The 24887-nt window shown below is 49.6% G+C and carries 18 protein-coding genes; 10 read left to right on the plus strand and 8 right to left on the minus strand.

The features are described 5' to 3' along the window. Positions 1–16 precede the first annotated feature (16 nt). Complete coding sequence (locus ACTJJS_RS19035; protein WP_440664872.1) at positions 17–244, plus strand: hypothetical protein; 228 nt, start codon at positions 17–19, stop codon at positions 242–244. A 144-nt stretch (positions 245–388) separates the two neighbouring features. Here ACTJJS_RS19035 and ACTJJS_RS19040 read toward each other — a convergent pair whose 3' ends face one another. From ACTJJS_RS19040 to ACTJJS_RS19055, 4 genes are all read right to left on the minus strand, one after another. Then, on the minus strand, positions 389–2020 hold the full coding sequence (locus tag ACTJJS_RS19040; RefSeq protein WP_440664873.1) for a pyruvate dehydrogenase complex dihydrolipoamide acetyltransferase: 1632 nt from the start codon (positions 2018–2020) through the stop codon (positions 389–391). Positions 2021–2137: 117 nt separating this feature from the next. After that, positions 2138–4144 (minus strand): DNA polymerase III subunit gamma/tau, encoded by a 2007-nt coding sequence (locus ACTJJS_RS19045; RefSeq protein ID WP_440664874.1) that lies wholly within the window; start codon positions 4142–4144, stop codon positions 2138–2140. Between the two features lie 83 nt (positions 4145–4227). Beyond that, positions 4228–6336 carry a M48 family metalloprotease gene (locus ACTJJS_RS19050; protein ID WP_440664875.1) on the minus strand — a complete coding sequence of 703 codons (2109 nt, stop codon included), beginning with the start codon at positions 6334–6336 and terminating at the stop codon, positions 4228–4230. 238 nt (positions 6337–6574) lie between these two features. Beyond that, on the minus strand, positions 6575–7741 hold the full coding sequence (locus tag ACTJJS_RS19055; protein ID WP_440664876.1) for a hypothetical protein: 1167 nt from the start codon (positions 7739–7741) through the stop codon (positions 6575–6577). Between the two features lie 73 nt (positions 7742–7814). Between ACTJJS_RS19055 and ACTJJS_RS19060 the strand changes: the two genes are divergently transcribed. Continuing rightward, positions 7815–8432, plus strand: a complete 618-nt coding sequence (locus ACTJJS_RS19060; RefSeq protein ID WP_440664877.1) for a hypothetical protein — start codon at positions 7815–7817, stop codon at positions 8430–8432. 9 nt (positions 8433–8441) lie between these two features. After that, a complete protein-coding gene (locus ACTJJS_RS19065) occupies positions 8442–8957 on the plus strand; it encodes a GNAT family N-acetyltransferase (protein ID WP_440664878.1) in 516 nt (171 codons plus the stop codon). Here ACTJJS_RS19065 and ACTJJS_RS19070 read toward each other — a convergent pair. Beyond that, positions 8954–10513, minus strand: coding sequence for a DUF6600 domain-containing protein (locus tag ACTJJS_RS19070; RefSeq protein WP_440664879.1), 1560 nt, complete (start codon positions 10511–10513; stop codon positions 8954–8956). The two genes, ACTJJS_RS19065 and ACTJJS_RS19070, sit on opposite strands and share 4 nt — an antisense overlap. A 409-nt stretch (positions 10514–10922) precedes the next feature. Here ACTJJS_RS19070 and ACTJJS_RS19075 point away from each other — a divergent pair, with 409 nt between their 5' ends. Further along, positions 10923–11762: a DUF4349 domain-containing protein gene (locus ACTJJS_RS19075; protein ID WP_440664880.1), complete on the plus strand. Its 840-nt coding sequence runs from the start codon at positions 10923–10925 to the stop codon at positions 11760–11762. An 89-nt stretch (positions 11763–11851) separates the two neighbouring features. On the opposite strand, the gene ACTJJS_RS19080 is transcribed toward ACTJJS_RS19075, so the two are convergent. Continuing rightward, positions 11852–13084, minus strand: a complete 1233-nt coding sequence (locus ACTJJS_RS19080) for a metallophosphoesterase (RefSeq protein ID WP_440664881.1) — start codon at positions 13082–13084, stop codon at positions 11852–11854. Between the two features lie 344 nt (positions 13085–13428). Here ACTJJS_RS19080 and atpD point away from each other — a divergent pair, with 344 nt between their 5' ends. Beyond that, entirely contained in the window at positions 13429–14931 is a 1503-nt protein-coding gene (gene atpD / locus ACTJJS_RS19085) for a F0F1 ATP synthase subunit beta (protein ID WP_168870098.1), read from the plus strand. 47 nt (positions 14932–14978) lie between these two features. Continuing rightward, the gene (gene atpC, locus ACTJJS_RS19090; protein WP_168870097.1) at positions 14979–15236 is read left to right on the plus strand and encodes an ATP synthase F1 subunit epsilon; all 258 of its coding nucleotides are present in this window, start codon (positions 14979–14981) and stop codon (positions 15234–15236) included. A gap of 513 nt (positions 15237–15749) precedes the next feature. Here atpC and ACTJJS_RS19095 read toward each other — a convergent pair. Next, positions 15750–16301 carry a YqgE/AlgH family protein gene (locus ACTJJS_RS19095; protein ID WP_168870096.1) on the minus strand — a complete coding sequence of 184 codons (552 nt, stop codon included), beginning with the start codon at positions 16299–16301 and terminating at the stop codon, positions 15750–15752. Between the two features lie 463 nt (positions 16302–16764). Between ACTJJS_RS19095 and ACTJJS_RS19100 the strand changes: the two genes are divergently transcribed. Both ACTJJS_RS19100 and ACTJJS_RS19105 read left to right on the plus strand, forming a co-directional pair. Then, complete coding sequence (locus ACTJJS_RS19100; RefSeq protein ID WP_168870095.1) at positions 16765–18129, plus strand: sensor histidine kinase; 1365 nt, start codon at positions 16765–16767, stop codon at positions 18127–18129. A gap of 16 nt (positions 18130–18145) precedes the next feature. Next, positions 18146–18958, plus strand: a complete 813-nt coding sequence (locus ACTJJS_RS19105; RefSeq protein ID WP_440664882.1) for a HesA/MoeB/ThiF family protein — start codon at positions 18146–18148, stop codon at positions 18956–18958. Between the two features lie 72 nt (positions 18959–19030). On the opposite strand, the gene ACTJJS_RS19110 is transcribed toward ACTJJS_RS19105, so the two are convergent. After that, positions 19031–19939 (minus strand): S66 peptidase family protein, encoded by a 909-nt coding sequence (locus ACTJJS_RS19110; RefSeq protein ID WP_168870093.1) that lies wholly within the window; start codon positions 19937–19939, stop codon positions 19031–19033. Between the two features lie 129 nt (positions 19940–20068). Between ACTJJS_RS19110 and metG the strand changes: the two genes are divergently transcribed. Together metG and ACTJJS_RS19120 are read left to right on the plus strand one after the other, a co-directional pair. Beyond that, complete coding sequence (gene metG, locus ACTJJS_RS19115; protein WP_440664883.1) at positions 20069–22195, plus strand: methionine--tRNA ligase; 2127 nt, start codon at positions 20069–20071, stop codon at positions 22193–22195. A gap of 223 nt (positions 22196–22418) precedes the next feature. Beyond that, the gene (locus ACTJJS_RS19120) at positions 22419–24818 is read left to right on the plus strand and encodes a 3-hydroxyacyl-CoA dehydrogenase/enoyl-CoA hydratase family protein (protein WP_440664884.1); all 2400 of its coding nucleotides are present in this window, start codon (positions 22419–22421) and stop codon (positions 24816–24818) included. The last annotated feature ends 69 nt before the right edge of the window (positions 24819–24887 follow it).

A 24887-nucleotide genomic window follows, 5' to 3' on the forward strand; every position in this document is an offset into this window, starting at 1 on the left:
CAAAATCTATGGGGAGATGACACCGGAAGGTATTTTGAAAAGGAAAGAGCGTGCAGCGGCTGATGTTTTTATATTCCGGGAGATAGGAAAGCCCGTTAAAGGGCCGGCTGCTTCTTTCAGGAGAATTTTACTATGCAATGAATTTTACCGGAGAAGTGGTTTTACATTTCATGAGACAGGAGAATTCTTTCCAGGACCAGCAGCTTCTTCGGAAGAAGCTGCAGCCGTTCCTCCTCATACATAACCCAATAAATAAAGAAAAGACTCCGTCTAAAAAGCCGGAAAAACTAATCGTAGCCCAGGGCTTCAGCCCTGGGAACCAGAAAAAAAAGCCCGAAGCCATAGCTTCGGGCATATTTATTCATAATAAACAAATTCGCGTCAGTGACTACACCAGCATGGTTACCGGATTTTCCAGGTAGGTCTTCAGGGTAGCCAGGAAACGGGCGCCTACGGCTCCATCCACGCTTCTGTGGTCGCAGCTGAGGGTCAGTTTCATGATATTGGCGATTTTCACCTGGCCTTTTTCAACGATGGCGGTTTCTTTGATGCCACCTACAGCGAGGATAGCGGAATCCGGCGGATTGATGATAGCGGTGAATTCGTCGATGCCGAGCATACCGAGGTTGGAAACAGTGAAGGTGTTACCACTGAAGTCCTGCGGTTGCAGTTTTTTGTTTTTGGCTTTGTCGTACAGGCCTTTGGCTTCACCGGCGATCTGGCTCAGTGATTTCTGGTCTGCAAAACGGATTACCGGTACAATGAGGCCGTCTTCGATGGCTACAGCGGAACCGATATGTACGTGTTGGTTGTGACGGATAAAGTCGCCCATCCAGCTACTGTTCACGTCCGGATGCTGACGCAGTGCCAGGGCGCAGGCCTTGATCACCATGTCATTGAAGGAGATTTTTACCGGGGACATCTCGTTGATGGCTTTACGGGCGTCCATGGCTTTATCCATGTTCACGTCTATTTTCAGATAGAAGTGAGGAGCGGTGAATTTGCTTTCGCTCAGGCGTTTGGCGATCACTTTACGCATCTGAGAGAGCGGGGTATCGGTATAACCTTCCTGGCCGGCAGGTACGAAGGCCGGTGCAGATGGTGCAGCGGCGCCGGTTTTGGCGGCAGGGGCGGCAGATGGAACGAAGTTGTCCACATCTTTTTTCACGATACGGCCATTGTCACCGGAACCAGCTACCTGGGCGATGTCAATACCTTTCTCAGCAGCCAGTTTACGGGCCAGCGGAGAGGCTTTCACACGACCGTCGGTGGAGGTGGCGGCAGCAGGTGCTGTCGTGGCGGCCGCGCTGGTGGCAGCGGGAGCGGCAGCTTCAGCAGGAGCGGCTTTGGCAGGAGCAGCGTTTTCGCCGGCGAGGATCACGTCCACATTAGTGCCCGGTTTACCTACAATAGCGATAATGCCGTTTACTTTGGCAGCTTCTCCTTCTTTAACGCCAACATACAGCAGTGTTCCGTCCGCATAACCTATCACTTCCATGGTAGCTTTGTCGGTTTCTACTTCTGCCAGTACGTCGTCACTTTTTACTACGTCGCCTACTTTTTTGTTCCAGGCAACTATTTTTCCTTCTGTCATCGTATCGCTCAGCAGCGGCATACGGATAACAGTCGCATTTTTCAGTGCTTCTTTTAATGCAGCATCATCAGCAGCAGGTGCGGCGGCGGCCGGTGCAGCTTGTGGTGCCGGTGCAGCGGCCGCTTGCTGGGCAGGTGCCGCAGCGGTTTCGCCGGAATTACCTTCCAGCAAAGGTTTATAGTCTTCGCCTGGTTTACCTACAATGGCGATAATACCATTCACTTTGGCTGCTTTGCCTTTTTCCACACCAATGTACAGTAATGTGCCCTCTACGTAGCCTATTACTTCCATCGTCGCCTTGTCCGTCTCCACTTCAGCAATAACATCGTCTGCCTTTACTTGATCGCCCACCTTTTTATGCCATTCCGCAATCACCCCTTCCGTCATCGTATCACTCAGGAGGGGCATTCTGATAACTTCTGCCATAGTGTTTATTAAAAATTTTGCTCAAACCTACATGTTTTTGCGCAAAAACGCAAAGAAGGAATGCTAAACGGTTTAAAAATGTCTAATGATCGTTAAGATATAATAAGTGAATCTCAATTAAAAATCGAGCTCCATATTAAGCCTGTCTTTTAACTCTTTTACCAGGGGATATTTTTCCGCCATGTGCTGGAACTGCTCCCTGCTGGAAAGAGGTGCCGGCCCGATGTCCTGTACCTGCTGGCTCTCGTCCAGCTGAAGGGTCAGTACAAGGGTCGGATTATTGAATTTCTGCTTGAAAAACTCGGAAATAGCCATTTTTTCCTCTTCCATGAACCGGTGTTGTACGATATTGCGGCTCACAATACCAATTTCGGTGGCTCCGAGCAACTTCAATACGGCCAGCGCCAGATTGCTCACCACGGTCATTTTATTGGCCTGACGGAACCGGTCAATGAACTCCTCCCAGTAAACTTCGAGCGCGCCGGCTGTCAATGGGATGCTCTGCACCTGCGCACTGGTCTGTTGTTTGGCGGCCAGCGCTTCTTTCATGGCGGCCAGACCGGTCAGCTTGCTTGCCGGTGCGGCTGTTTTGGCGCCTGCGGTAGCAGTGGCAGGTTGACTGCCACTTGTGGCATAGCCTGCTGTGGAAGTGCCCTGACTGGCGGCGGATGTAGTAGTGGCAGCTCCTGCGTTGGCGACAGGGGCGGTCTGTGCGGATGCCACCGGCTGATGGACCGGTGTATTCCCTGTGCCTGCATTATTCCCTGCGGGCACGGCTGCCGGACTGGCTGTCTGGCTACCGGGATTGCCTGCTACAGGCTGTGTGGGCACAGCGGTGGCAGGGGCGGGAGTGCTGTCTACGGTCAACCGGGCGGTCTCGGGCGACTGGGCCGCAATGCTGGCTGTAGTCGCCGGTTTGGCAGCGGCAGGTTGTGCGCCCGGAGCTCTCAGCCGCTGTGGTGGCGTTCCGTCAGCTACCAGCTTTTTTTTTAACACCTCCCCGTTGTTGTCATCGCTCACCAGGCTAACGGCCTGCTGCAGGTAACACAGCTTGATCAGCGCCATCTCCACATGCAGGCGCTTGTTACGGGCCAACCGGTAGTTGATCTCCGTATCATTGAGCAGGTGGAGGGCGGTAATAAGGTAGGCCGGACTGATTTTGCCGGATAATTGTTTATAACGGTCTTTCAGGTTGCCGGACACTTCTACCAGGTGAAAAGCTTTCTCTTCTTTGCTGAGCAACAGGTTGCGCAGGAATTCGGCCCAGCCGTTCAGGAAGTTGTCCCCTTCAAAACCTTTCTGTAAAATTTCATCAAATATTAACAGGGCAGTGGCCACGTCCTGCTGCAACACGGTGTCCATGATCCGGAAGAAATAATCATAGTCCAGGATGTTCAGGTGCTCCAGCGTATTCTGATAAGTAAGGTGGCCGCTGGTGAAACTTACGATTTTGTCCAGCGTGCTCAGCGAGTCACGCATACAGCCGTCCGTTTTCTGCGCTACCAGGTGAAGGGCATCAGCGTCAGCCTGGATATGTTCTTTGTCACAGATCTCTTTCAGGTGGTCTACGGTGTCCTGTATGGTGATCCGCTTGAAATCGAATATCTGGCACCGGCTCAGGATGGTCGGTAATATCTTATGTTTCTCTGTGGTGGCGAGAATAAAGATCGCGTAGGAAGGTGGCTCCTCCAGTGTTTTAAGGAACGCGTTGAAGGCAGATGAGCTCAGCATGTGCACCTCATCTATAATATAGATCTTGTATTTGCCGGCCTGTGGGGAAAAACGTACCTGCTCCACCAGCGTCCGGATATCGTCTACCGAGTTGTTGGAGGCGGCATCCAGCTCGTGAATGTTGAAGGAACTGCCTTCATTGAAGGATTTGCAGGAATGGCATTCGTTACAGGCTTCCCCATCGGGCTGCAGGTTCTCGCAGTTAATGGTTTTAGCCAGGATACGGGCACAGGTGGTCTTCCCTACTCCACGGGGTCCGCAGAACAGAAAAGCGTGCGCCAGCTGGTTATTGCGGATGGCATTCTTGAGCGTGGTGGTGATATGTGCTTGTCCTACAACTGTTGAAAAGTTCTGTGGACGGTATTTACGGGCTGAAACGATAAAATTCTCCATATGACTGCAACGCTTTCGCGAGCGCCGAAAATACGCACAAATTCAGTAAGAGAAAAATGGAAGCCACCGGCGCGGCTTTCGGCTCAGGCTTCCGGCTCCATGGTCAACAAAAATTCCAGGAAAGATTTCCGCAACAGGACATTGCTGTTATTGTACTGCTCCATTACCGAGGAAATGATTTCGTGCAGCTCCTGCAGGGCGGCATAATCAGGCACCTGGTCCTGCATGAAAATACAGTCCTGCATGGTAAACAGCTGTACCCTGTCATACAGCTCCGGCGAAAGGCAGCTGGTATGCCCGGGCGAAGAGGTGACTTCATGCAGCAACCGCCGGAACCGCCAGCATTCAGCTCGCAACTCTTCCATCCAGGGCATCAGCAGGGCCAGGGTATCGTGACTGGCATTAAAAACCTGGCTGATGGCATGGATAACCCGCACCACCTGGTCGTTCAGCCGGTTGGCAAACTCCTGGTGCATCAGGATCTGCTGGTATTGCGTGGTCAGTAACCGGACGGTATCCGGCCCTTTGGCCAGGGCACGCTGATAATGATAGCCGTAAGCCTGCCGGTCGTGCTGCTGCAGCCAGTCCTGTTCGGCGGCTACGTGCCGGGCCAGTTGCCGGGCCAGTTCTCTGGCATCGGAGGCTTTGCGGGATTGTCCGTCAAATTCAAAAGTGCGGGTCTGGAACTGCCCGATGGCAATGGCCTGCAATGTTTCCACATCCTGCTTGTCCCGGTAGTAGCTCCTGATCCGCCATACGATGTCCGGATGGTATAACTGTGCCATGTTGGTGGCAACAGACGCAGAGAGGGACTGTTCATCCTCCGTATTAATAGCGGTAAACGCCCGGTTATCATAATAATCATGGAAAGCGGCGGGATATTCGTATAACTGGTGCCGGTGGGTCAGCTCTGCTACAAATTCAGCAGGTGTGATCATTTCGCCGGTAAATCCCGGTGACAGGACATCGTACACCTGCCGGGTGCTTTGTTCCTGCAACAGCTCGGGGTCATCAAATAATTGCCAGGCGCTGGTATTGACCTGCTCGCAGGTAATGCCGGCGGCAAGATAACGTTGTTCCCGGTCTTCCCGGGTGGGATGGGTGGTCCATTGTTCCCGCAGCTGTACCCGGCTCTTCAGGAAAGTATGAAAGTAACTGTCGGGGATGACCGGCAACCCTGCTGCATCCGTGTCCAGCCTGTTCTGCCGGGCATAATAGTCGATCACGGCGCGGTGTGTCTGGAAAATGTTGCTGAACTGCTGCCCGCTGGCTTCCAGTTCAGACAGCTTATGCATACAGTGGTCCAGGCAATAGGTGCCCATCTCTATGCGCCGCCCGCCGCTGATAGCGGCAGCTGTGCCCGCCAGCGACACGGCCAGCGTATCGGCATGAAACTCCATCTCCCGGCTGAGCTCAAGGTATTGCCGGTTGATCAGGCGATACAGTTTGCGCAACAAAAATTGTATACTGTTGACCAGCATGAGGGTCACATGAGCGAAAAATGCGGGCAGGCTGCCATGGCTGCTCCACCGTATGGCCAGATCGTTCCAGCTGTCATTTTCGTACAGCATATTGTACAGTACCTTGTTCAGGGCATACACATAACTGCCCAGTTTCATGCTGCGCCTGGAAAAATGTGCAAACTCCTGCGCCAGTATCATCTTAAACTCGCTGATATTAACGCTGTTCACCAATCCCAGTCCTATTTCCAGGTTCATCCGCGCAGGCCATAACAAATTGAAAAAGCTGGCATTGTAAAAAACCGCAACGTTCACTTCCGGCACTACAAACACCTGCTCCGGAAAACGGATACGCGTGTCTTTGACCAGCCGGGAGATAAAATCAAATAACCTGGGATGGTGATGCGCTTCTATCGGGGCACGATAAGGATTTACCGGAGGGCGCCGGTAAAAAAGAAACCGCACAAGGAGAAACAACATCAGACCGCCCAGTATTGCCAATGCGGGACCGGCAATAAACGTGAAGATATTGGGATAATAGCCGGTTAGTGCAATGCCGGCTGTTATGAAAGCCGCACCCAGCGTTATAGCTGTCAGTAAAACAATTGCATACAACAGAAAAAAGAGCAATATAAAGCCGATCACCTTTACTATCTGTAGCCTAAACGCTGTCGTGGGCTGAAAGACCGCGGGATCTTTAATCCCCGGACTTGCAGGATATAAGTTGGTCATAACAAAACATCAGGTTAAAATACGATAGCCGTTGCAAAAGGGATTTAAATATAACCAATATTCAGGGATTAATTGCCTGGCCCTGCGGTATCGGATATTGATATGGTATCCTGTAAAGACCATACAGTGGCCATTTATAACGTGACAGGAACAGATAAAGTTGTCATGCAGGTTTTTCAGAACAAAAAAGCCCGGCTGTCTGAAGAAAGCCGGGCTATGCTGTTTTAACGTATAACAGTTATTTTAAGATCGGATGTCTTTCCACCGGTACGTTAGGATCAAACATACAGCGGTAGGTGGTCAGTATCCTGGAAGGCTCAGCGCCCAGGCTGGTCGCCACATTCAGCATACGAGGGTTGAAATCGCCGATCCATTGCATTTCATACTGGTTGTAAGGCATGCTTTTGCGCTGTATTACTTTTGCGCCTTCCAAAATGATATAGGCGTCCACTCCCTTGCCCTGAAACTCTGGCACAATGCCGAAAATAATGCCTACTATCTTGTGGCATTGTTTGGTTAGTTTCATCCACAGAAAGATCAGTTTTCCCCATAAGTCCATTTTCCCGTTCATGTGTTTTATATACTGATTCAGGTCGGGCAGATTAAGCCACATGGCTATAGGTTCATCTTTATAATAGGCAAACCAGGCAACCTTTTCATCCATCAGGGGCTTCATCTGATTGAAAAGGCTCAGTGCCTGCCCTTTGCTCATTTCTTTACCACCGGCATGCTGGGCCCAGGCTTTATTATAGATAATACTGAAGTCTTGTGCGAATTTCTCCAGCTGGTTCTTTCTAATATGTCGCGCGGAATAATCAGGGTCCCGGCTAACGGCAGCGTGGCGGGTGTAGAATTTGTCCGCCAGTTCGCCGTAGATATGCATATCGTAGCAGATCTGGTTGAAGAACAGCCGGAAACCGTAAGTTTCAAACAGGCGGACATAATATGGCGGATTAAAATTCATGCCATACAGGGGTTCGTGGTAACCTTCGGTCAGTAACCCCCACCAGTTGTTACGCTCTCCAAAGTTGATAGGGCCGTCCATGGCCTCCATTCCTCTTTCCTGTAACCACTTTTTGGCGGTGTCAAATAACAGGTTGGCTGCCTCCTGTTGGTCAATACAGTCAAAGAAGCCCATTCCGCCTACCTTCACTTTATCCCCTTTATTGGTGTACTTCTTATTTACAAAGGCGGCCACTCTGCCGGTCAGGTTTCCCTGTTTGTCTTTCATGATCCACCGGGCACACTCCCCATGACGGAACGCTTTGTTCTTCTCAGGGTCAAAAACAGCTTCAATATCCTTGTCCAGTGGTCTGATCCATCCAGGTACGTCCTTGTTTAGCCTGATGTGTACTGCTAGAAACTCCGCCGCTTTTTGGGCATTGTCAACTAAAATCAATTCCATGGATACTATTTATGAAAATTTGCGCAAAAATAAGAAAAACAGCCGTTGGCATTATTTTTTCTGCTGATATCTTATGAAGCGAAACTATATCCTCCCTCTTATACTCTGTATCTTCACCATTATTCTCGCACTGGGCTACTGCCGGCAGCAGACGGAAGTCCGCCGGGTTCTTACGGAAAACCAGCGGTTATGGAATGAAAACCGCGACCTGCGCAAAAGCCTGGAACAAAGCAACAATGTAAGCCGTCAGATAGATGACCGGCAGGCCGTTCAGCAACGCGTGGCAGGCCAGTTTGTAGAGAGACGGGCGTATTACCGCCGCAACTGGCAACAGTTCATCACGGTTGCTGCCAGCGACTACCGCACCGGTTTCCTGGGCGGCATCAAAAACCTCAGCATCGTTGTCCGTAACCAAACAGAATACCCGATAGACAATGTAGTGGTAACGGTGCAGTATATGCGCAATAACGACGAGGTATTCAAAACAGAACAATACACCATCAATAATATCCCCGAAAAGAGTGAGCGCAGCGTAGCGGCTTCCAACAGCCGCAAGGGCAGCAAGGTTAGCCTCAAACTGGTAAGTGTTACCAGCCAGGCCATGAACTTCTGCTGGGCTGTGGGCAAACCCGCACCGGCCAACAATCCTGATCCCTTTGAGTGTGTGCCCTCTCCGCCGAAGAATCCTTAACTTTGGCGCATGATTACTTTACAACAGGTAGATATCCCCGGACAGGCAATAAAAGAGCTGTATGAAGAAGCATTTCCCTACGAAGAAAGAAGGGACTGGCCGGTGGTGTTGTCATTGCTGGGCAGTGGTAAGCTGAAGATACTGCAGCTGGAAAAGGACGGGGAATTTGCCGGGTTTGTATGTTACTGGCCTTTGCCGGACTATACTTTTGTAGAATACCTGGCCATCCATGCCGCTGCCAGAGGCGGTGGCATCGGTACCCATATTATGGAAGAACTGGAAAAACGCTTCGGTAACCTGGTACTCGAAGTAGAGCCTCCGCTGACAGAGCAGGCAAAGCGCCGCGTCGTTTTTTATGAAAGACTGGGCTACCTGGCTTTTGAGCAGCCCTATTACCAACCTCCCTATCACGAAGGCTATCCACTTTTGGAACTGCGCTTAATGCAGAAAGGTTCCACCCATGATGGTGAAACCTTTCTCAATATTAAAAATCAGATTTATCGTTTCGTTTACAATCTCAGCTAGCCTCTTCTGACTCTTTCTCCGCCGTCGCCGCCACCACCGGATTCTCCACGGGATGGACGGGATTGTTGTTGCTGCTGTTGTTGCTGTTGTTGCCTTTGCATCTCCTGCTGCTGTTGTTGCTGCTGGCGTTGTATTCTTTCCTGTTGCTGTTGCTGCTGTTGTTGTTGACGCATTTGTTGTTGTTGCTGTTCGCGCTGCATGCGTTGCTGTTGTTCCATTTGTTGTTGCTGTTGCCTCATTTGCTGATCACGCTGCATCCTTTGCTGTTGCTCCTGTTGCTGCTGCTGCTGCTGTTGTTGTTGCTGACGCATCTGTTGTACTTGCTGGTCACGCTGCATACGTTGCTGTTGTTCTATCTGCTGTTGCTGTTGACGCTGTTGCTGCTGCTGCCATTGCTGGTCGCGTTGCATCTGTTGGTCACGTTGTATCCGCTGTTGCTGTTGTTGTTGCTGCTGTTGCTGCTGTTGCTGCCATTGCTGGTCACGTTGCATCTGCTGCGGATTATTATTGTTGCCTGGTGTCACTCCTCTTGAAGGGCGGTTGTATCCAGGCTGATTGACGCTGTTGCTGTTGTTATTGTTATTGTTGTTGTTATTATTGTTGAAATTCGGCTCGCGGGATATACGTCCCCCATTGTTATTATTACCGTTATTGATGTTGCTGTTATTATTGTTGTTATTGTTGTTGAAATTCGGTTCGCGGGACACGCGGCCGCCATTGTTGTTGCCGTTGTTGATATTGCTGTTACCGTTATTGCCGTTATTGTTTAACACACTGCGGGAAGGCCGGCTGGCGTCTCCTCTGTTAAGTGCATTGGCATCCGGACGGAAAATCTGCAACTGGTTGTTTTGTATCCTGCCTGCGCCGGGCCTGTCGGTATTGGCTACTCTTACAGGTCTTACCGTGTTGCCGGTATAACGTTCCACTTCCCGTACGTCCGGTCCTCTGGAAATTCGTCCTCCGCCACCGTAGTTGTCACGGGTACCATTATAGTTGTTGTTGATGATAGTGGTATTGTTGATGATCGTTACGTTACGGCTGTTATTGATATAGTAATTGTTGATCTGCCGGCTGCCGATATATCTTCTGGGAACGAAAGCCCAGTAGGAAGTTGGCATATTGTAAGCTGAAGGGCCCATCGGCGCCCATCCGTAGTAGTCTCCTCCACTTCTCCAGTCTACCCATGCCGGACCCCATTCGGTGCCGGGTATCCACATCCATCCATACATGCCGTCATACATCCAGCGGCCGTAGTGGAAGGCGGCCCATCCCCAGGAATAGTCAGACATCCAGGTCCATCCGTAGTCGGAATAAACCCAGTGCCCGCCGGTATAATAAGGGCGAAAATCCGGTCCTGCATTCGGTATCCATACCTGGTTGTAGCCGGGATAGCTTGTCCAGCGGCCATAAGGGCTCAATTCATCATAAAAAGAGATGGAAGCGCCCACCTGTACCTGTGGCCCCGGGCTGTAGGCAGAATAGGTAGTAGCACAACTACCCAAAAAGAAGGATATAAGTAAAAGAGATAATCCTGTGTTTTTAAATAATCTGTTCATACTCCTGTTTTTTAGTCCTGATTGGTTTCGCTGTTATTAGACTTTGCGGAGATTCAATGGCTTGCTTTTGTTTGTTCCGGTTTATACTTCAATGATCTGCTACTTTTAAGGTGTCAATTGGTGTTTCAAACGCGGTCTAAATGCAGTTAGTCATTAAGGCAAAATGTTAAACAAAATTGTTAAAATTTTTATAACGCTTTTTTGCTGTAGATAGAGCGTTACGACTACTATCAGGCAAAAATGATTCCAATTTATTTACCTTGATCTAAGTTATACTGGTACAATGTTTTAGGAATTGTGTATTATTGCTTTGTGAATAATTTTCATAATGTGAGATTTGTTTAAATGCCAACAGCCCCTTATCGCATTTTTTGAATACATTTTCCTAACCCAAAAACCTATATGTACAATGCCTGTTTTACCAACGTTGAAGTATAAACGAATTTTTACCTGGCTCGTGCTTGTTTTTCTGGCCATGTTCCTGCTGCGCCTGCTATACGGCTATACGCAGTCCCGCAGCAGCGATAATACGGGTCAGAGCGAAAGTTTCCTGTCACAGGTGCAACAGAAAAACTATGCCTCCGAGAAAAAAATCATGAAGGGGGAGGCAGCTCCAATAGTGTCCGGCCAGAAATATGAGAAAGTGGCTTACGTACAGTCGCGCTCCACCAGTTTTACCGAAGATGAAAAACAGCTGCACGGCACCATCCGCCGGTTTGGAGCGGTTATCCAGTATCAGCAGGAGTCGGGCAACAAAGGCAACCGCGACCTGCGGCTGATGATCGGCGTGGCGCCGGAGAAATTCGATTCCTGTTATTATGCCATTCAAAAAATTGGGACTATCAAATCTACCAGCATCACCAAAGTAGACAAAACCAATGAGTACCGGAAACTTAATGCCAGCAAGGTTTCTCTTGAAAAGAACCTGGCATCGCTGAATGGCCTCACTTCTCAACAGGGAAAAATAGACGAACGTATACTGCTACACGAAAAGATAGCAGAGGTAGAACGGCAGTTGCAGGAACTGGGCGTGGAACTGGGCAACTTCGATGAGGAAAACGAGTTTTGCACGATACAGTTCAGCATGTATGAAGGAGCGGCTGAGAGAGGTATTCCTTTTTATTCCCGTGTCAAAACAGCACTGGAATGGACTGTCAAGTATTACGTATTGCTGATGGCAGGCATTTCTCTGGCTGCGCTGGGCGCCTGGTTGCTACTGAAAGTGCTGACAATGGTAAAAGCAGAATAGCAACAGCAGATTATTTTTCATTTAGCTATTTTTCATTTAAAGGAGGCCAGGCTTCACTCAAAATGAAAAAATAGCTAAATAAAAAATAACTAAACCGTATACTCGCCCACTTTAGTCCCGTCGTCGCGCAACATGGTAAGTGTCAGCTGTTTCTGGTCCGCTTTTATTTTAATGAGCGTACGCTTGCCTTCCTGGGGGCCTCCGCCAATGATCAGCGGATAATTGTGCTGACCGGCAACAGGCGCATGTACGCCATAGGTATGCGTATGCCCGCATACGAGGATGTCTATCTTGTATTTGTTGAACAGCGGGCCGAAGAGCTGCCGGCAATGGGAGGCACCGTGCCAGTCGCCACCATGATAATGGGGGATGTGCATCAGCACGACTTTATGTTTGGCTTTTTTGTAGGCAGGGCTTTGCAGTTGTTTTTCCAGCCAGCGGGCCTGTTCTTCACGGTAACCGTCAAAATCGGCGATGCCGGCATATACGGGGGCGCTGTCTTCCTTGTCTTCTCCGGTGTCCAGCACAATGGTGTGTACCGGTCCCCAGGTGAAGGCGAAATAGCTGCCATGGTCGGGGTTATCGAAGTACTGATGCCATTCGCGGGCGTATTTGCCGCGGGTTTCGTGGTTACCTCTTACATACATGAAAGGTTTTTGTGTGGAAAAAGTGTCGCCACAGGGTGACAGCAGGTGGTCGATGATCTGTTGTTCATTGGATTGATAATCGAACATATCGCCGTTAAAGAACACAAAATCATAGGGATCGTTGCCGTTCAGTCCCATCAGATGAGGGATGGACTTTGGCCTGTCGTGAATATCGTTGAGCATGAGCCAGGACACTTCCCTGGCCTGCGTATCAGGCGCAGTGAAGGTGTAAGTGTCGCTGGTGAGCGTATTGCCGTAGGTGAGCTTGTATGGCTGGAAATCAGTGATTTCTTTGGAAAGCACGCGATAGCTGTATTGTTTGCCTGGTTGAAGATGGGCCAGTTCTATGCGGTGGAGGCGGTTGTTGGCGTCTACCAGTCCTTTTGTTACGTGATGGGCTTTCTGGTTGAGCTGGCCGTCTGTGCCGTATTCCACCCAGCTATAGCAGGGGCGGGAGGTGAGCCACATGACCGCGATGGTGTCAGGGGCGGGCATTTGCAGGTAGGGTTTGCAAAGGAAGGCATGTGCGGGCTCATCGGTGGTGGTGGTCGTGGTGTTGGTTTTACGTGCGGCGCCGGCAGCCAGGGGCGACAGGCCGGTTACGCCCAGCAGTCCCGCTTTGGACAGGTTGCCCAGAAAGGAGCGGCGTGACAGTTCATTGTTCATTTTCTTCATATTATAGTCAGATATATGTGAGGAATCGCTAAAAATAATCAGCGATAAAAGAAAAGCGTATTATTTTTATATGAACGGAGGAAGGATGGAAAGAAGAATGGGACGGTAAGTTATAAATGTTGAAAAATCTATATTTGATAGATTCCGCGTTGACTGTACAGGAATTTAGCTGTTAGCAACTGAAAACATCGCGTCAATTGAGGACTAAAAAGGTTTTTTTTCCTTAATAGCTTTTTGATTTTCCCCCATTAACTATTACCTTTGCGCCAAATTTTAGAAACCGTTGCAGCGCAACAGTTTTTGAGGAAATAACTTTTTAGTATTTTATAAACCTCTTTAAAAATATGCCTAACACAGGTAAGATCAAACAAATTATCGGTCCCGTGGTGGACGTGCACTTTGATGACAAATTGCCCGAAATCTACAACGCATTGGAAATTACCCGCGAAAATGGTCAGAAAGTAGTATTGGAAGTACAACAGCACCTGGGTGAAGACAGTGTACGTTGCGTGGCAATGGACTCTACTGACGGTATGGTTCGCGGAATGGCCGTGGTGGACAAAGGTGCGCCGATCAAAATGCCAATTGGCGACCAGGTGAAAGGACGTTTGTTCAATGTGGTAGGTGAGGCTATCGACGGTCTGGGTGATATCGCAACTGACAATGGTTATCCCATCCACCGCCAGCCGCCTAAATTTGAAGATCTGGCTACTGATACAGAAGTACTGTTCACCGGTATTAAGGTAATCGACCTGATCGAGCCTTATGCAAAAGGTGGTAAAATCGGTCTGTTCGGTGGTGCGGGTGTAGGTAAAACCGTATTGATCCAGGAGCTGATCAACAACATCGCAAAAGGTTATGAAGGTCTGTCCGTGTTTGCCGGTGTGGGTGAACGTACCCGTGAAGGTAATGACCTGATGCGTGAAATGATCGAAGCTAACATCGTAAAATATGGCGACAAGTTCAAAGAATCCATGGAACATGGTGACTGGGACGTAACCGCTGTAGATAAAGAATTACTGAAGCAGTCTCAGGCTACCTTCGTGTTCGGTCAGATGAACGAACCTCCCGGAGCCCGTGCACGTGTGGCCCTGTCCGGTCTGACCCTGGCGGAATACTTCCGTGATGGTGATGGCTCTGCAGGTGGCGGCCGTGATATCCTGTTCTTCGTTGATAACATCTTCCGTTTCACCCAGGCAGGTTCCGAAGTGTCCGCACTGTTAGGCCGTATGCCTTCAGCGGTGGGTTACCAGCCAACCCTGGCTACTGAAATGGGTCTGATGCAGGAACGTATCACCTCTACCAAAAACGGTTCAATTACCTCCGTACAGGCGGTATATGTACCTGCGGATGACTTGACCGACCCTGCTCCGGCTACAACCTTCTCCCACCTGGATGCTACCACCGTATTGGACCGTAAAATCTCCGACCTTGGTATCTATCCTGCGGTAAGCCCGCTGGATTCCACTTCCCGTATCCTCACCCCGGCCATCGTGGGTGAAGCACACTACAACTGTGCTCAACGTGTGAAGCAAATCCTGCAGCGCTATAAAGAATTACAGGACATCATCGCCATCCTCGGTCTGGACGAGCTGAGCGACGAAGATAAACTGACCGTTTCCCGCGCCCGTCGTGTGCAACGTTTCCTGTCACAGCCTTTCCACGTGGCAGAACAGTTTACCGGTCTGAAAGGTGTACTGGTACCGATTGAAGAAACTATCCGTGGCTTTAACATGATCATGGACGGTGAAGTGGATGAATATCCTGAAGCAGCCTTCAACCTCGTAGGTAATATCGATCAGGCTATCGAAAAAGGTAAGAAATTACTGGAAGCAGCTAATAACTAATCCGAATGGTCCTCCGGGGCCATTTAATCACCATTCACGATCATAACATGCTATTAGAAGTATTAACACCAGAAAGAAAATTATATGCAGGCGAAGTGTACGGCGTACAGTTGCCAGGCATTGATGGTTCTTTTGAAATACTGGATAAACATGCGCCCTTAATCGCAGCGCTCGGAAATGGTAAAATGAAAGTGCTGAAAGATAAAAACCACAGCGAATTCTATACAATCTCCGGCGGCTTCGTGGAAGTGCTGCGCAACAAGGCTACTGTGCTCGTAGAAGGTGCGGTGGCAGTAGAAAAATAAATACTACCAGTTAGTACATATCATTTAACGGACAGGCCGGGTAAGATTACCCGGCCTTCGTTTTGTCCTAACTATTCCAATCTTAGAAGACCCGTTAGTCGGGTAAGATTACCTCCCCGGGATTTCCGCTATCCCACTTCTGTACAATACATCCCTGCAGGGCCCCACATCGCTGTCGGACCGCAGTTATGCACGTACATCCATGAGCAGCCCTTTCACAGGCTGTGTATATTACCTAATGAATAATGCGCTTGTTATGTGTGATCTGTTTCTTCCTATCGTTGTCTCAGGTAAATTCGGGCGTCTTCTCTGAAGGTGCAATGTTTTTCATAGGTAGCCTTCATAGGTGTATTCTATCGGTTGTTCGTTACCTGATCTATAACGGGTTATTTTGTGTTGTTACTTTAGCAAGATATTTAATTTGTTGCAAAAAAAGTCATTCCTTTTTGTTCATTTTTGCACAAATAACCCTCACCAAAGCACATCTGCTTCGCTTTCAGAATATTAGAAAATTTAATTTAAGGAAGGATCAATGGGAAAATTTGCCATCATGGCGAAATTACTGCCAAGATTTCTCAACGCCTGCTGCCATATTTGCTGCTCCCGCGGGTCAAACACCAACGCTGGGGTGCTCTCAGAAGGTATCCACGACTTCTCCCGCAACTCCTCCTCCAGCTGACCGGCCGTCCAGCCGGAATAACCAATGAAAAACTTGATCTTCTGCAGGTCCAGCGCCCCTTTGTTCAATAACTCCACCACATCGTCAAACCGGCCGCCCCAATATACCCCTGGCACCACCTGCATCCCGCCCGGGATCTGGTCAGGCATCTGATGTAAAAAATGTATCGTGTCCACCTGCACAGGGCCGCCATAATGTACCGGAATACCCGGATAAATGACATCAGGGATCAACGCGTCGAGGGTCTGGTCAAATAACCTGTTGATAACGAAGCCGAAACTGCCCTTTTCGTCATTTTCACACACAAAAATCACCGTACGTGCAAAATTGGGATCTTTCAGAAAAGGATCGGCTATAAGCAAAATACCGGGCGCCAGACTAACCATATACATACGTTTTGATCTCTAACCAAATTTAATTAATTGATTACAAAGCAGGAAAGAAATAAGCAGGAAAAAGGAAACGGTTAGGAAGGGTAACAAAAACTCATTGAAAAAGAAGGAAATAAAAAAGGAGGCTAGAAAACCTCCTTACCATTTTATCAACCAAAATCTAAATCGCTTATGGAACGAATCCACGTCGATGTATGTAGAAAGTTTAATTACTTTGTTATAGAATGTTACTAATCAAATTTAGTACCAATTCTGTAAAGCAAAGGTAAGGAAAGTCGCATTAATAAAATCAGACATCCCCCGTTAAAATTACGTTAAAGTAATATTGTATTGATGTTAAGACACCTCGCGACCTTTGTAACTATTTAATTTTGTATCATAGTTGCTATAGCAAATATCTTTTTTAACAATTTTTAATATGTCAGGTTAAGTATATTTAAGGCCTGACCAGATTTGCATGATACCACTAAAGAAAATTTTCCCTGTAATCGTCGTCCTGATCACCTTGTCTCTCCTGGGCATTATCTATATCCAGGTGAGCTGGATCAAAAACGCCATCGCCATCAAAAAGGAACAACTGGTGGAACGGTCCATCAACATGATCACTGACGTACAACGTGACATGCTGAGCACCAGGCAGACCTACATCATGTTCCGCCTCAACAACAAAAAGGACCCGGCCGTCACCAAAGGATTTTCGCTGGACATGGACCGGCCCGTGGCTTACGTGCCCGCCATGAGCGATATCTACAATCCGCAGCAATTGCGGGAGCTCATACAGTCCAAAATGAGGAAAAACCACCTCGATTCTACCCGTTTTGAATTTGCCATCCTCGCGCCTATTGAAGGTATCGGTTCCCAGCTCAAACTGCATTCCGCCAATTTTGAACGGGCTTACCGGGAAAATGAAAAAGACAGCGTCAGCGAACGGAAACGCTACCAGGTGACCTATATGCCGCTGGAAGATATGCTCAACCTCAGCCCGCAAACGGAAAGCCTCATGATCATCATGCCATCGGACGATTCCATTGCCCGGCAACTGGGCCTGATGATCACCGGCAGCATCCTGTTCACCCTCATCATCGTCACCGCCTTCGCCCTGACCGTCCGCACCCTGCTGAACCAGAAAAAACTCTCGGAAATAAAATCGGACTTCATCAATAACATGACGCATGAGCTGAAAACACCGCTGGCCACTATCTCTCTGGCCATCGACGCCATCGGCAATGAAAAAGTGATGAGCAATACCGAAAAAATCCGCTATTTCTCTGGCATCATCAAGGAAGAAAACAAAAGGATGAACAAACAGGTGGAAAGCATCCTGCAATCGGCACTGTTGGAAAAAGATGAAATAGGCCTGAAACTACAGGCCATGGACGTACACCAGGTGATCCGCAACACCACCGACAACCTGCAGCTGCAGCTGGCCGCCAAAAACGGCGTGGTAGACCTTCAGCTGGACGCCATCAACCCGGTGATCATGGCAGATGACGTGCATTTCTCGAACGTGGTGTTCAACCTGCTGGACAATGCCATCAAATATTCAAAAGAGGACCTGGAAGTCAAAATACAGACCTACAATACCCGCAAAAGCCTGTTTATCATCTTCACAGATAACGGTATTGGTATGAGCCGGGATACTATTTCCCGTATCTTTGAAAAATTCTACCGTGCCCACACCGGCAACGTACACAACGTAAAAGGTTTCGGCCTCGGCCTCACCTATGTAAAGGCGATCGTAGATGCCCACAAAGGAAAAATAAAAGTGGAAAGCACCCTTGGGAAAGGCAGTAAGTTCACCCTGGAGTTTCCACAGGAATAGATAAAAGATCCAGCGTATGACATTAAGTGAAAAAGAACTGCAGCATTTTAAACATCCTATCGCAGTGCCCGGCGTAGGCATCGATATGCAGGAAAAACTGAAAAACGCCCGTGTACTGGTAGTTGGCGCCGGCGGCCTTGGCAGCCCGGTATTGCAGTACCTCAGCGCCAGCGGTGTTGGCGTGATAGGCATTGCAGACTATGGCGTGATCAACGATGAAGATATGCACCGTCAGCCTGTCTACCAGATGCAGGATATCCGCAAACATAAAGCGAAAATGGCCGCCAGCAGGCTCTGGGCGGTCAATCCTTACACCAAACATTACCCGATGCTGGTACAGGCCAAGCCCGAAAATATCGCGCTGCTGCTGCCCGGCTTCGACCTGGTGATCGATTGTTCCCAGCATCTGCCTACACATCTGCTGCTCAACGATGCCTGTGTGAAACATGAACTCCCGCTGGTGATCGGCGAAGTACATAACTGGCAAGCCTGGTACGGCGGTTTTAATATGCCGTTGCCCGATGGCGGCAGGTCTGCCACCTACCGTTGCGCACTGGACCTGACAGAAGAATACCGCAACTTCGACGCGGGCGCACTGGGCGCCACACACGGCGCCACCGGCATGCACATCGTGCTGGAAGTGCTCAAATACCTGATGGACGTGCCTGGAGGCCTCGCCGGTAAGTTATATGGTAAAGATTACCTGCACAACCTCACCACTGTTCACGAGCTGACCGTCAATGCGGAAGTGCTGGAAAACACCCGTGCCGCAGGTATCCTCACTGCAGAAGATTACGGCCTGGAGATTGTTCCGGATGTAGAAGATTAAATAATTGTGATCAAATAAAAGAAAAAGCACCCTCGCCGGGTGCTTTTTTTATGACCTGTTCTTTGTGGTAAATCATTTGCAAACCAAAGTGGAGCGGAGTTCCCCTACCTTCAGATCGTGTTTCACGCCCAGTTTCAGGGCATAGTTCTCCGGCTGGTGTCCGCAGGGGAAGCCGAAACAAACGGGATAGTCATATTCTTTCACCATATTGTGAATAATTTCATATTCCGTCTGGCCAAAAGGAGTAGTGGTTTCCTTGCCGTCCGTGAAGGAGCCTACTACCAGCCCGGCGAGCTTGTCGAGCCACCCGGCACGTTTGAGGTTGTACATCATCCTGTCGATATTATAGCGGTATTCTCCGATATCTTCGAGGACGAGGATTTTATCTTTGGTATCGATCTGCGATTTGCTGCCGGAAACATTGGCCAGCAGGGACAGGTTGCCACCTACCAGCAGGCCGGAAGCGCTGCCTTCGCGGTTTAGTGTATGCGAGGGCGTAGTATAGCGGTATGATTTGCCTTTCAGCACAGCGGCGAGGCTGTTTACATATTCATTATCAATTGTTTCAGGCGTAATGCCGCTGCACATCATGGAATGAATGGTAGGAATACCGTAACGTTCATGGATATGCGCATGGAGGGTGGTCACATCGCTGTAGCCACAGAGCCATTTAGGGTGCTTGCGGAAGCGGGTGAAATCAAGTTTGTCAAGGATACACACCATGCCATAACCACCACGTCCGAACACGACCGCTTTAATTTCCGGATCGTCCAGCATGTCCTGCAGCTCCTCCAGCCGAAGTTCGTCCGGTGCGGAAAAATTGTGAAAGCTGGTACCCACGGTAATGCCCAGATGTACCCGGTATCCCCAGGATGACAACACGCCGGCAGCATATTCAGCCGCCTGTAGTTCCATTTTGCTGCTGGGGCACATCACTCCAATCAGATCGCCTTTTTTCAGATATGGCGGAATTTTTACCATTGTACTTTTGTTTACCTTTGCAGATTAGTGAATACTTTTACTATTCGCCTGACTAAGGTGATAAATTGTTTGATGATTCCAAAAACAAAAACGAGAAAAGAAATTTATTTAAGCATTCTTTAAGATAGTATGGGAAATTTTAACAGATATCTAATAACTGCGGCATTACCTTATGCCAATGGCCCCGTCCACATTGGGCATCTGGCCGGCTGCTACCTGCCTGCAGATATTTACGTGCGTTACCTGCGCGCTAAAAAGGCAGACGTGAAATTTATTTGCGGTTCTGACGAACACGGGGTACCTATCACCATCAAAGCGATGAAGGAAAACGTAACCCCGCAGGACGTGGTAGACCGTTACCACAAGATCATCGGCGACAGCTTCGCCGCCATGGGCATCTCTTTCGATATTTTCGCACGCACCAGCGCTCCCATACACCATACCACTGCGTCCGACTTTTTCCTGAAGATGTACAATGACGGCCTCTTTGAAGAAAAAGAATCAGAACAGTACTTCGACCCGGAAAAACAGGTTTTCCTGGCCGACCGCTATATTGTCGGTACCTGCCCCAAATGCGGCAACGACAAAGCCTATGGCGACCAGTGTGAACGCTGTGGCACTTCCCTGAGCCCGGATGAACTGATCAACCCGCACTCTGCGCTCAGCAACGCCGTACCTGTCAAAAAAGCCACGAAACACTGGTACATGCCCCTCCAGAACTATGAGCCATGGCTGAAAGAATGGCTGCTGGAAGGCCATAAGGACTGGAAAAACAACGTGTACGGCCAATGTAAAAGCTGGCTGGACTCCGGTCTGCAAAGCCGCGCCATGACGCGTGACAGCAACTGGGGCATCAAAGTGCCGCTGCCGGACGCTGAAGGCAAAGTGCTGTACGTATGGTTCGATGCACCGATAGGTTATATCTCCGCCACCAAAGAACTGACACCCGACTGGGCCGACTACTGGTGCAAGGAAGACACTAAACTGGTACACTTCATCGGAAAAGATAATATCGTGTTCCACTGTATCATCTTCCCGGCCATGCTGAAAGCTCACGGCGGATTTGTACTGCCGGAAAACGTACCGGCCAACGAATTCCTGAACATCGAAGGGGAAAAAGTGTCCACCTCCCGCAACTGGGCGGTATGGGTACACGATTACATCAAGGATTTCCCTGACCAGCAGGACGTGCTCCGTTATGTGCTGTGCAGCACCGCACCGGAAACAAAAGACAACGACTTTACCTGGAAAGATTTCCAGACCCGTAATAACAGCGAACTGGTAAACAACCTGGGCAATTTTGTGAACCGTACCATGGTGCTCACACATAAACTGTGTGGTGGCAAAGTGCCGCGTTTCCATGAAGAAGTGGCGGATGATATAGATCGCGAAATGCTCGCCGCTTTCCAGGCTGCCAAAGAAAGCGTGGAAACCAGCCTCGAAGCCTATCGTTTCCGTGAAGCGCTGGGCGCTGTAATGGAATTCTCTACCAAAGGGAATACCTACATGCAGAAGAAAGAGCCATGGATACTGGCCAAAGCAATGGAAAATATCAAAGCAGGTAAGCCTGCCGGCGATTATACCGAAGCGGATTTGCCCGTGTTGCAGATGAAAATAGACAACAGCCTGCATATCTGTCTGCAGCTGATGGCTAACCTGGCCATCTTTACCCATCCGTTTATGCCATTCACTTCCCGGAAGATATGCCATCTCCTGAAAGTGGTGGACCGTATGTTGGAATGGGAAAACGCCGGCAGCGCCAAACTGGTGAGCGTAGGCTACTCCCTGCGGGAACCGGAACTGCTGTTCAAGAAAATTGAAGACGATGTGATCGCTGCACAGGTAGAGAAACTGCACGCAGGCCTCGTTAAGCCGGCCGCAGAAGCAGCTGCCGCCCCGGCTGCCGCAGAGAAGCCTGCCGCTCCGGCCAAAGCGGAAATACAGTACGACGATTTCGCGAAGCTCGATCTGCGCGTAGGCACCATCATACAGGCGGAAAAAGTAGAAAAAGCGGATAAACTGCTTAAACTGCTGGTAGACATCGGTACAGAACAACGTACAGTCGTTTCCGGTATAGCCATGCATTTTAATCCGGCTGAGATCATCGGTAAACAGGTGACACTGGTGGCCAACCTGGCTCCCCGGAAAATGCGCGGTATCGAAAGCCAGGGTATGATCCTTATGGCGGAAGACAACGGTAAACTGGTATTTGTGAACCCGGCAGAAACAGTCGCTCCCGGTAGCGGCGTGAGCTGATATCCCGGCGCCACAAGTTTTACAGATAAATTAACACGTAAGGGAGCGAAGGTCAACTTCGCTCCTTTGCTTTTAAGATAACCGCCATCCGGGCAGGGCTGCGGAGAAATTTCAGTTTCCCCGGTTTTCGACTTATCTGTAAAAAACTTTATGTCTTTGTATCCCGCAGGTGTCGTTGCGTGAAAAAAAATCCTAAATTCAAGGATCATAAAAGGCTAAAGCTATGCAAAGACACATCAACAAAGTAGCCGTCCTCGGCTCGGGAGTAATGGGATCAAGAATTGCCTGCCACTTTGCAGGTATCGGCGTACAGGTTTTATTGCTGGATATAGCGCCGAAAGAGTTGAATGATGCTGAAAAGAAAAAGAACCTCTCGCTCGAGAGCCCCGCTGTGAAGAACCGGATCGTGAACGATGCGCTGCAAGCTGCCATTAAATCAAACCCTTCACCGGTATACACCAAAGATGTGATCAAACGCATCAAGACCGGCAACTTCACCGATGATATGAAACGTGTGGCAGAAGTGGACTGGATCATCGAAGTAGTGGTGGAAAACCTGGACATCAAAAAAACAGTTTTTGAACAGGTGGAGAAATTCCGCAAACCCGGTACCCTGATCACTTCCAACACGTCCGGCATTCCCATCCACCTGATGACAGAAGGCCGCAGTGAAGACTTTCAGAAACATTTCTGCGGCACCCACTTCTTTAACCCGCCCCGCTATCTCCGGCTGCTCGAAATTATACCCACTCCGCATACAGACCCTGCTGTGATTGATTTCCTTATGCATTACGGTGACCTGTACCTGGGTAAAACCACCGTGCTGTGTAAAGACACGCCGGCATTCATCGCCAACAGGGTGGGTGTGTATTCCATCATGGCCATTTTCCATATCATGCAGGAAATGGGACTAGGCATTGATGAAGTGGATGCGCTGACCGGCCCGGTGATAGGCCGTCCCAAATCCGCTACCTTCCGTACAGCAGACGTGGTAGGTATCGACACCCTGGTAAAAGTGGCCAAAGGTGTAAAAGAAAACTGTCCCAACGATGAAGAGGCAGCCATCTTCGATATACCGGCCTTCCTGCAAAAAGTAGTGGAAAACAACTGGTTGGGTGATAAAACAGGGCAGGGCTTCTACAAGAAAACCAAAGGTGAAGGTGGTAAGGAAATCCTTACCCTTAACCTGCAAACGATGGAATACGGGCCTAAACAGAAACCCAAATTCGCCAGCATCGATGCAGCCAAGCCGGTGGAAGACCTGAAACAGCGCCTGCGTATGCTGACAGCCGCCACAGACAAGGCCGGACAGTTTTATCAGCAGTTCCATGCACGGCTCTTCGCATATGTGTCTCACCGTATTCCGGAAATAGCGGATGATATCTATAAAGTGGATGACGCCATGAAAGCCGGTTTCGGCTGGGAAATAGGGCCCTTCGAAAGCTGGGACCTGCTCGGGGTGGAAGCATCCGTTAAACTGATTGAGGAAAAAGGCCTCACCGTAGCACAATGGGTAAAAGACATGCAGGCCAAAGGCATCAGGAGCTTCTACAAAGTTGAAAACGGTAAAAAATACTATTACGATGTTGCCAGCCAGGCTTACAAAACGGTGCCGGGCGAAGGCGAATTCATTATACTGGAAAACTTCTCCAACAATATCGTCTGGAAAAACAGCGCCTGTAACCTGATAGACATCGGTGACGGCGTGGTATGTTTCGACTGGAAAACCAAGATGAACACCATCGGCGGTGAAGTGCTGGAAGGACTGAACAAAGCGGTGGACCGCGCGGAAAAAGACTTCCGCGGCCTCGTGGTAGGCAACGAAGGCACCAATTTCTCTGCCGGCGCCAATGTAGGCATGATCTTCATGCTGGCAGCGGAACAGGAATACGATGAGCTGGACATGGCCGTACGCCTGTTCCAGCGTTCCACTATGCGTTTACGTTATTCCTCCATTCCGGTAGTGGTGGCGCCGCATGCGCTGACGCTCGGCGGCGGCTGCGAAATGGCGCTGCATGCCGATAAAGTACAGGCTGCTGCGGAAACCTACATCGGCCTCGTGGAGCTGGGCGTAGGCCTGATCCCCGGCGGCGGTGGCACCAAAGAAATGACGCTGCGCGCCAGCCTGGAGTTTAAAGAAGGCCGCATCGAGGAAGAACCACTGAAAGATTACTTCATGGCCGTAGCCACCGCAAAAGTGGCCACCTCCGGTTTTGAAGGCTTCGATATGGGCGTGCTCCGCAAAGGACATGACGAAATCACCATGAATGCGTCCCGCCTTATTGCAGACGCCAAACGCAGCGTGATCGCCCTGGCCGACGAAGGTTATACCCGGCCGGTGGAAAGAACGGACATCAAGGTAATGGGCCGCAGCGCGCTGGGCGCCCTGCTCGCCGGCGTATACGCCATGCGCTTCGGTAATTACATCTCCGACCACGACCAGAAAGTGGCCAACAAACTCGCGTATGTAATGTGTGGCGGTGACCTCACCGAACCATCATTCGTCAGCGAACAATACCTGCTCGACCTGGAAAGGGAAGCATTCCTGAGCCTCTGCGGCGAACGCAAAACGCTGGAACGCCTGCAAAGTGTGATCAAAACAGGTAAACCTGTGCGTAACTAATAATTCTCTTATAAACACAAAGGGAAATACAGGGGAGATTTCGCCATAAGATCTTTCACTGTGTTTCCC

It is taken from the genome of Chitinophaga sp. 22308, from assembly GCF_052045305.1.
GTDB classification, from domain to species: Bacteria; Bacteroidota; Bacteroidia; order Chitinophagales; family Chitinophagaceae; genus Chitinophaga; species Chitinophaga varians_A.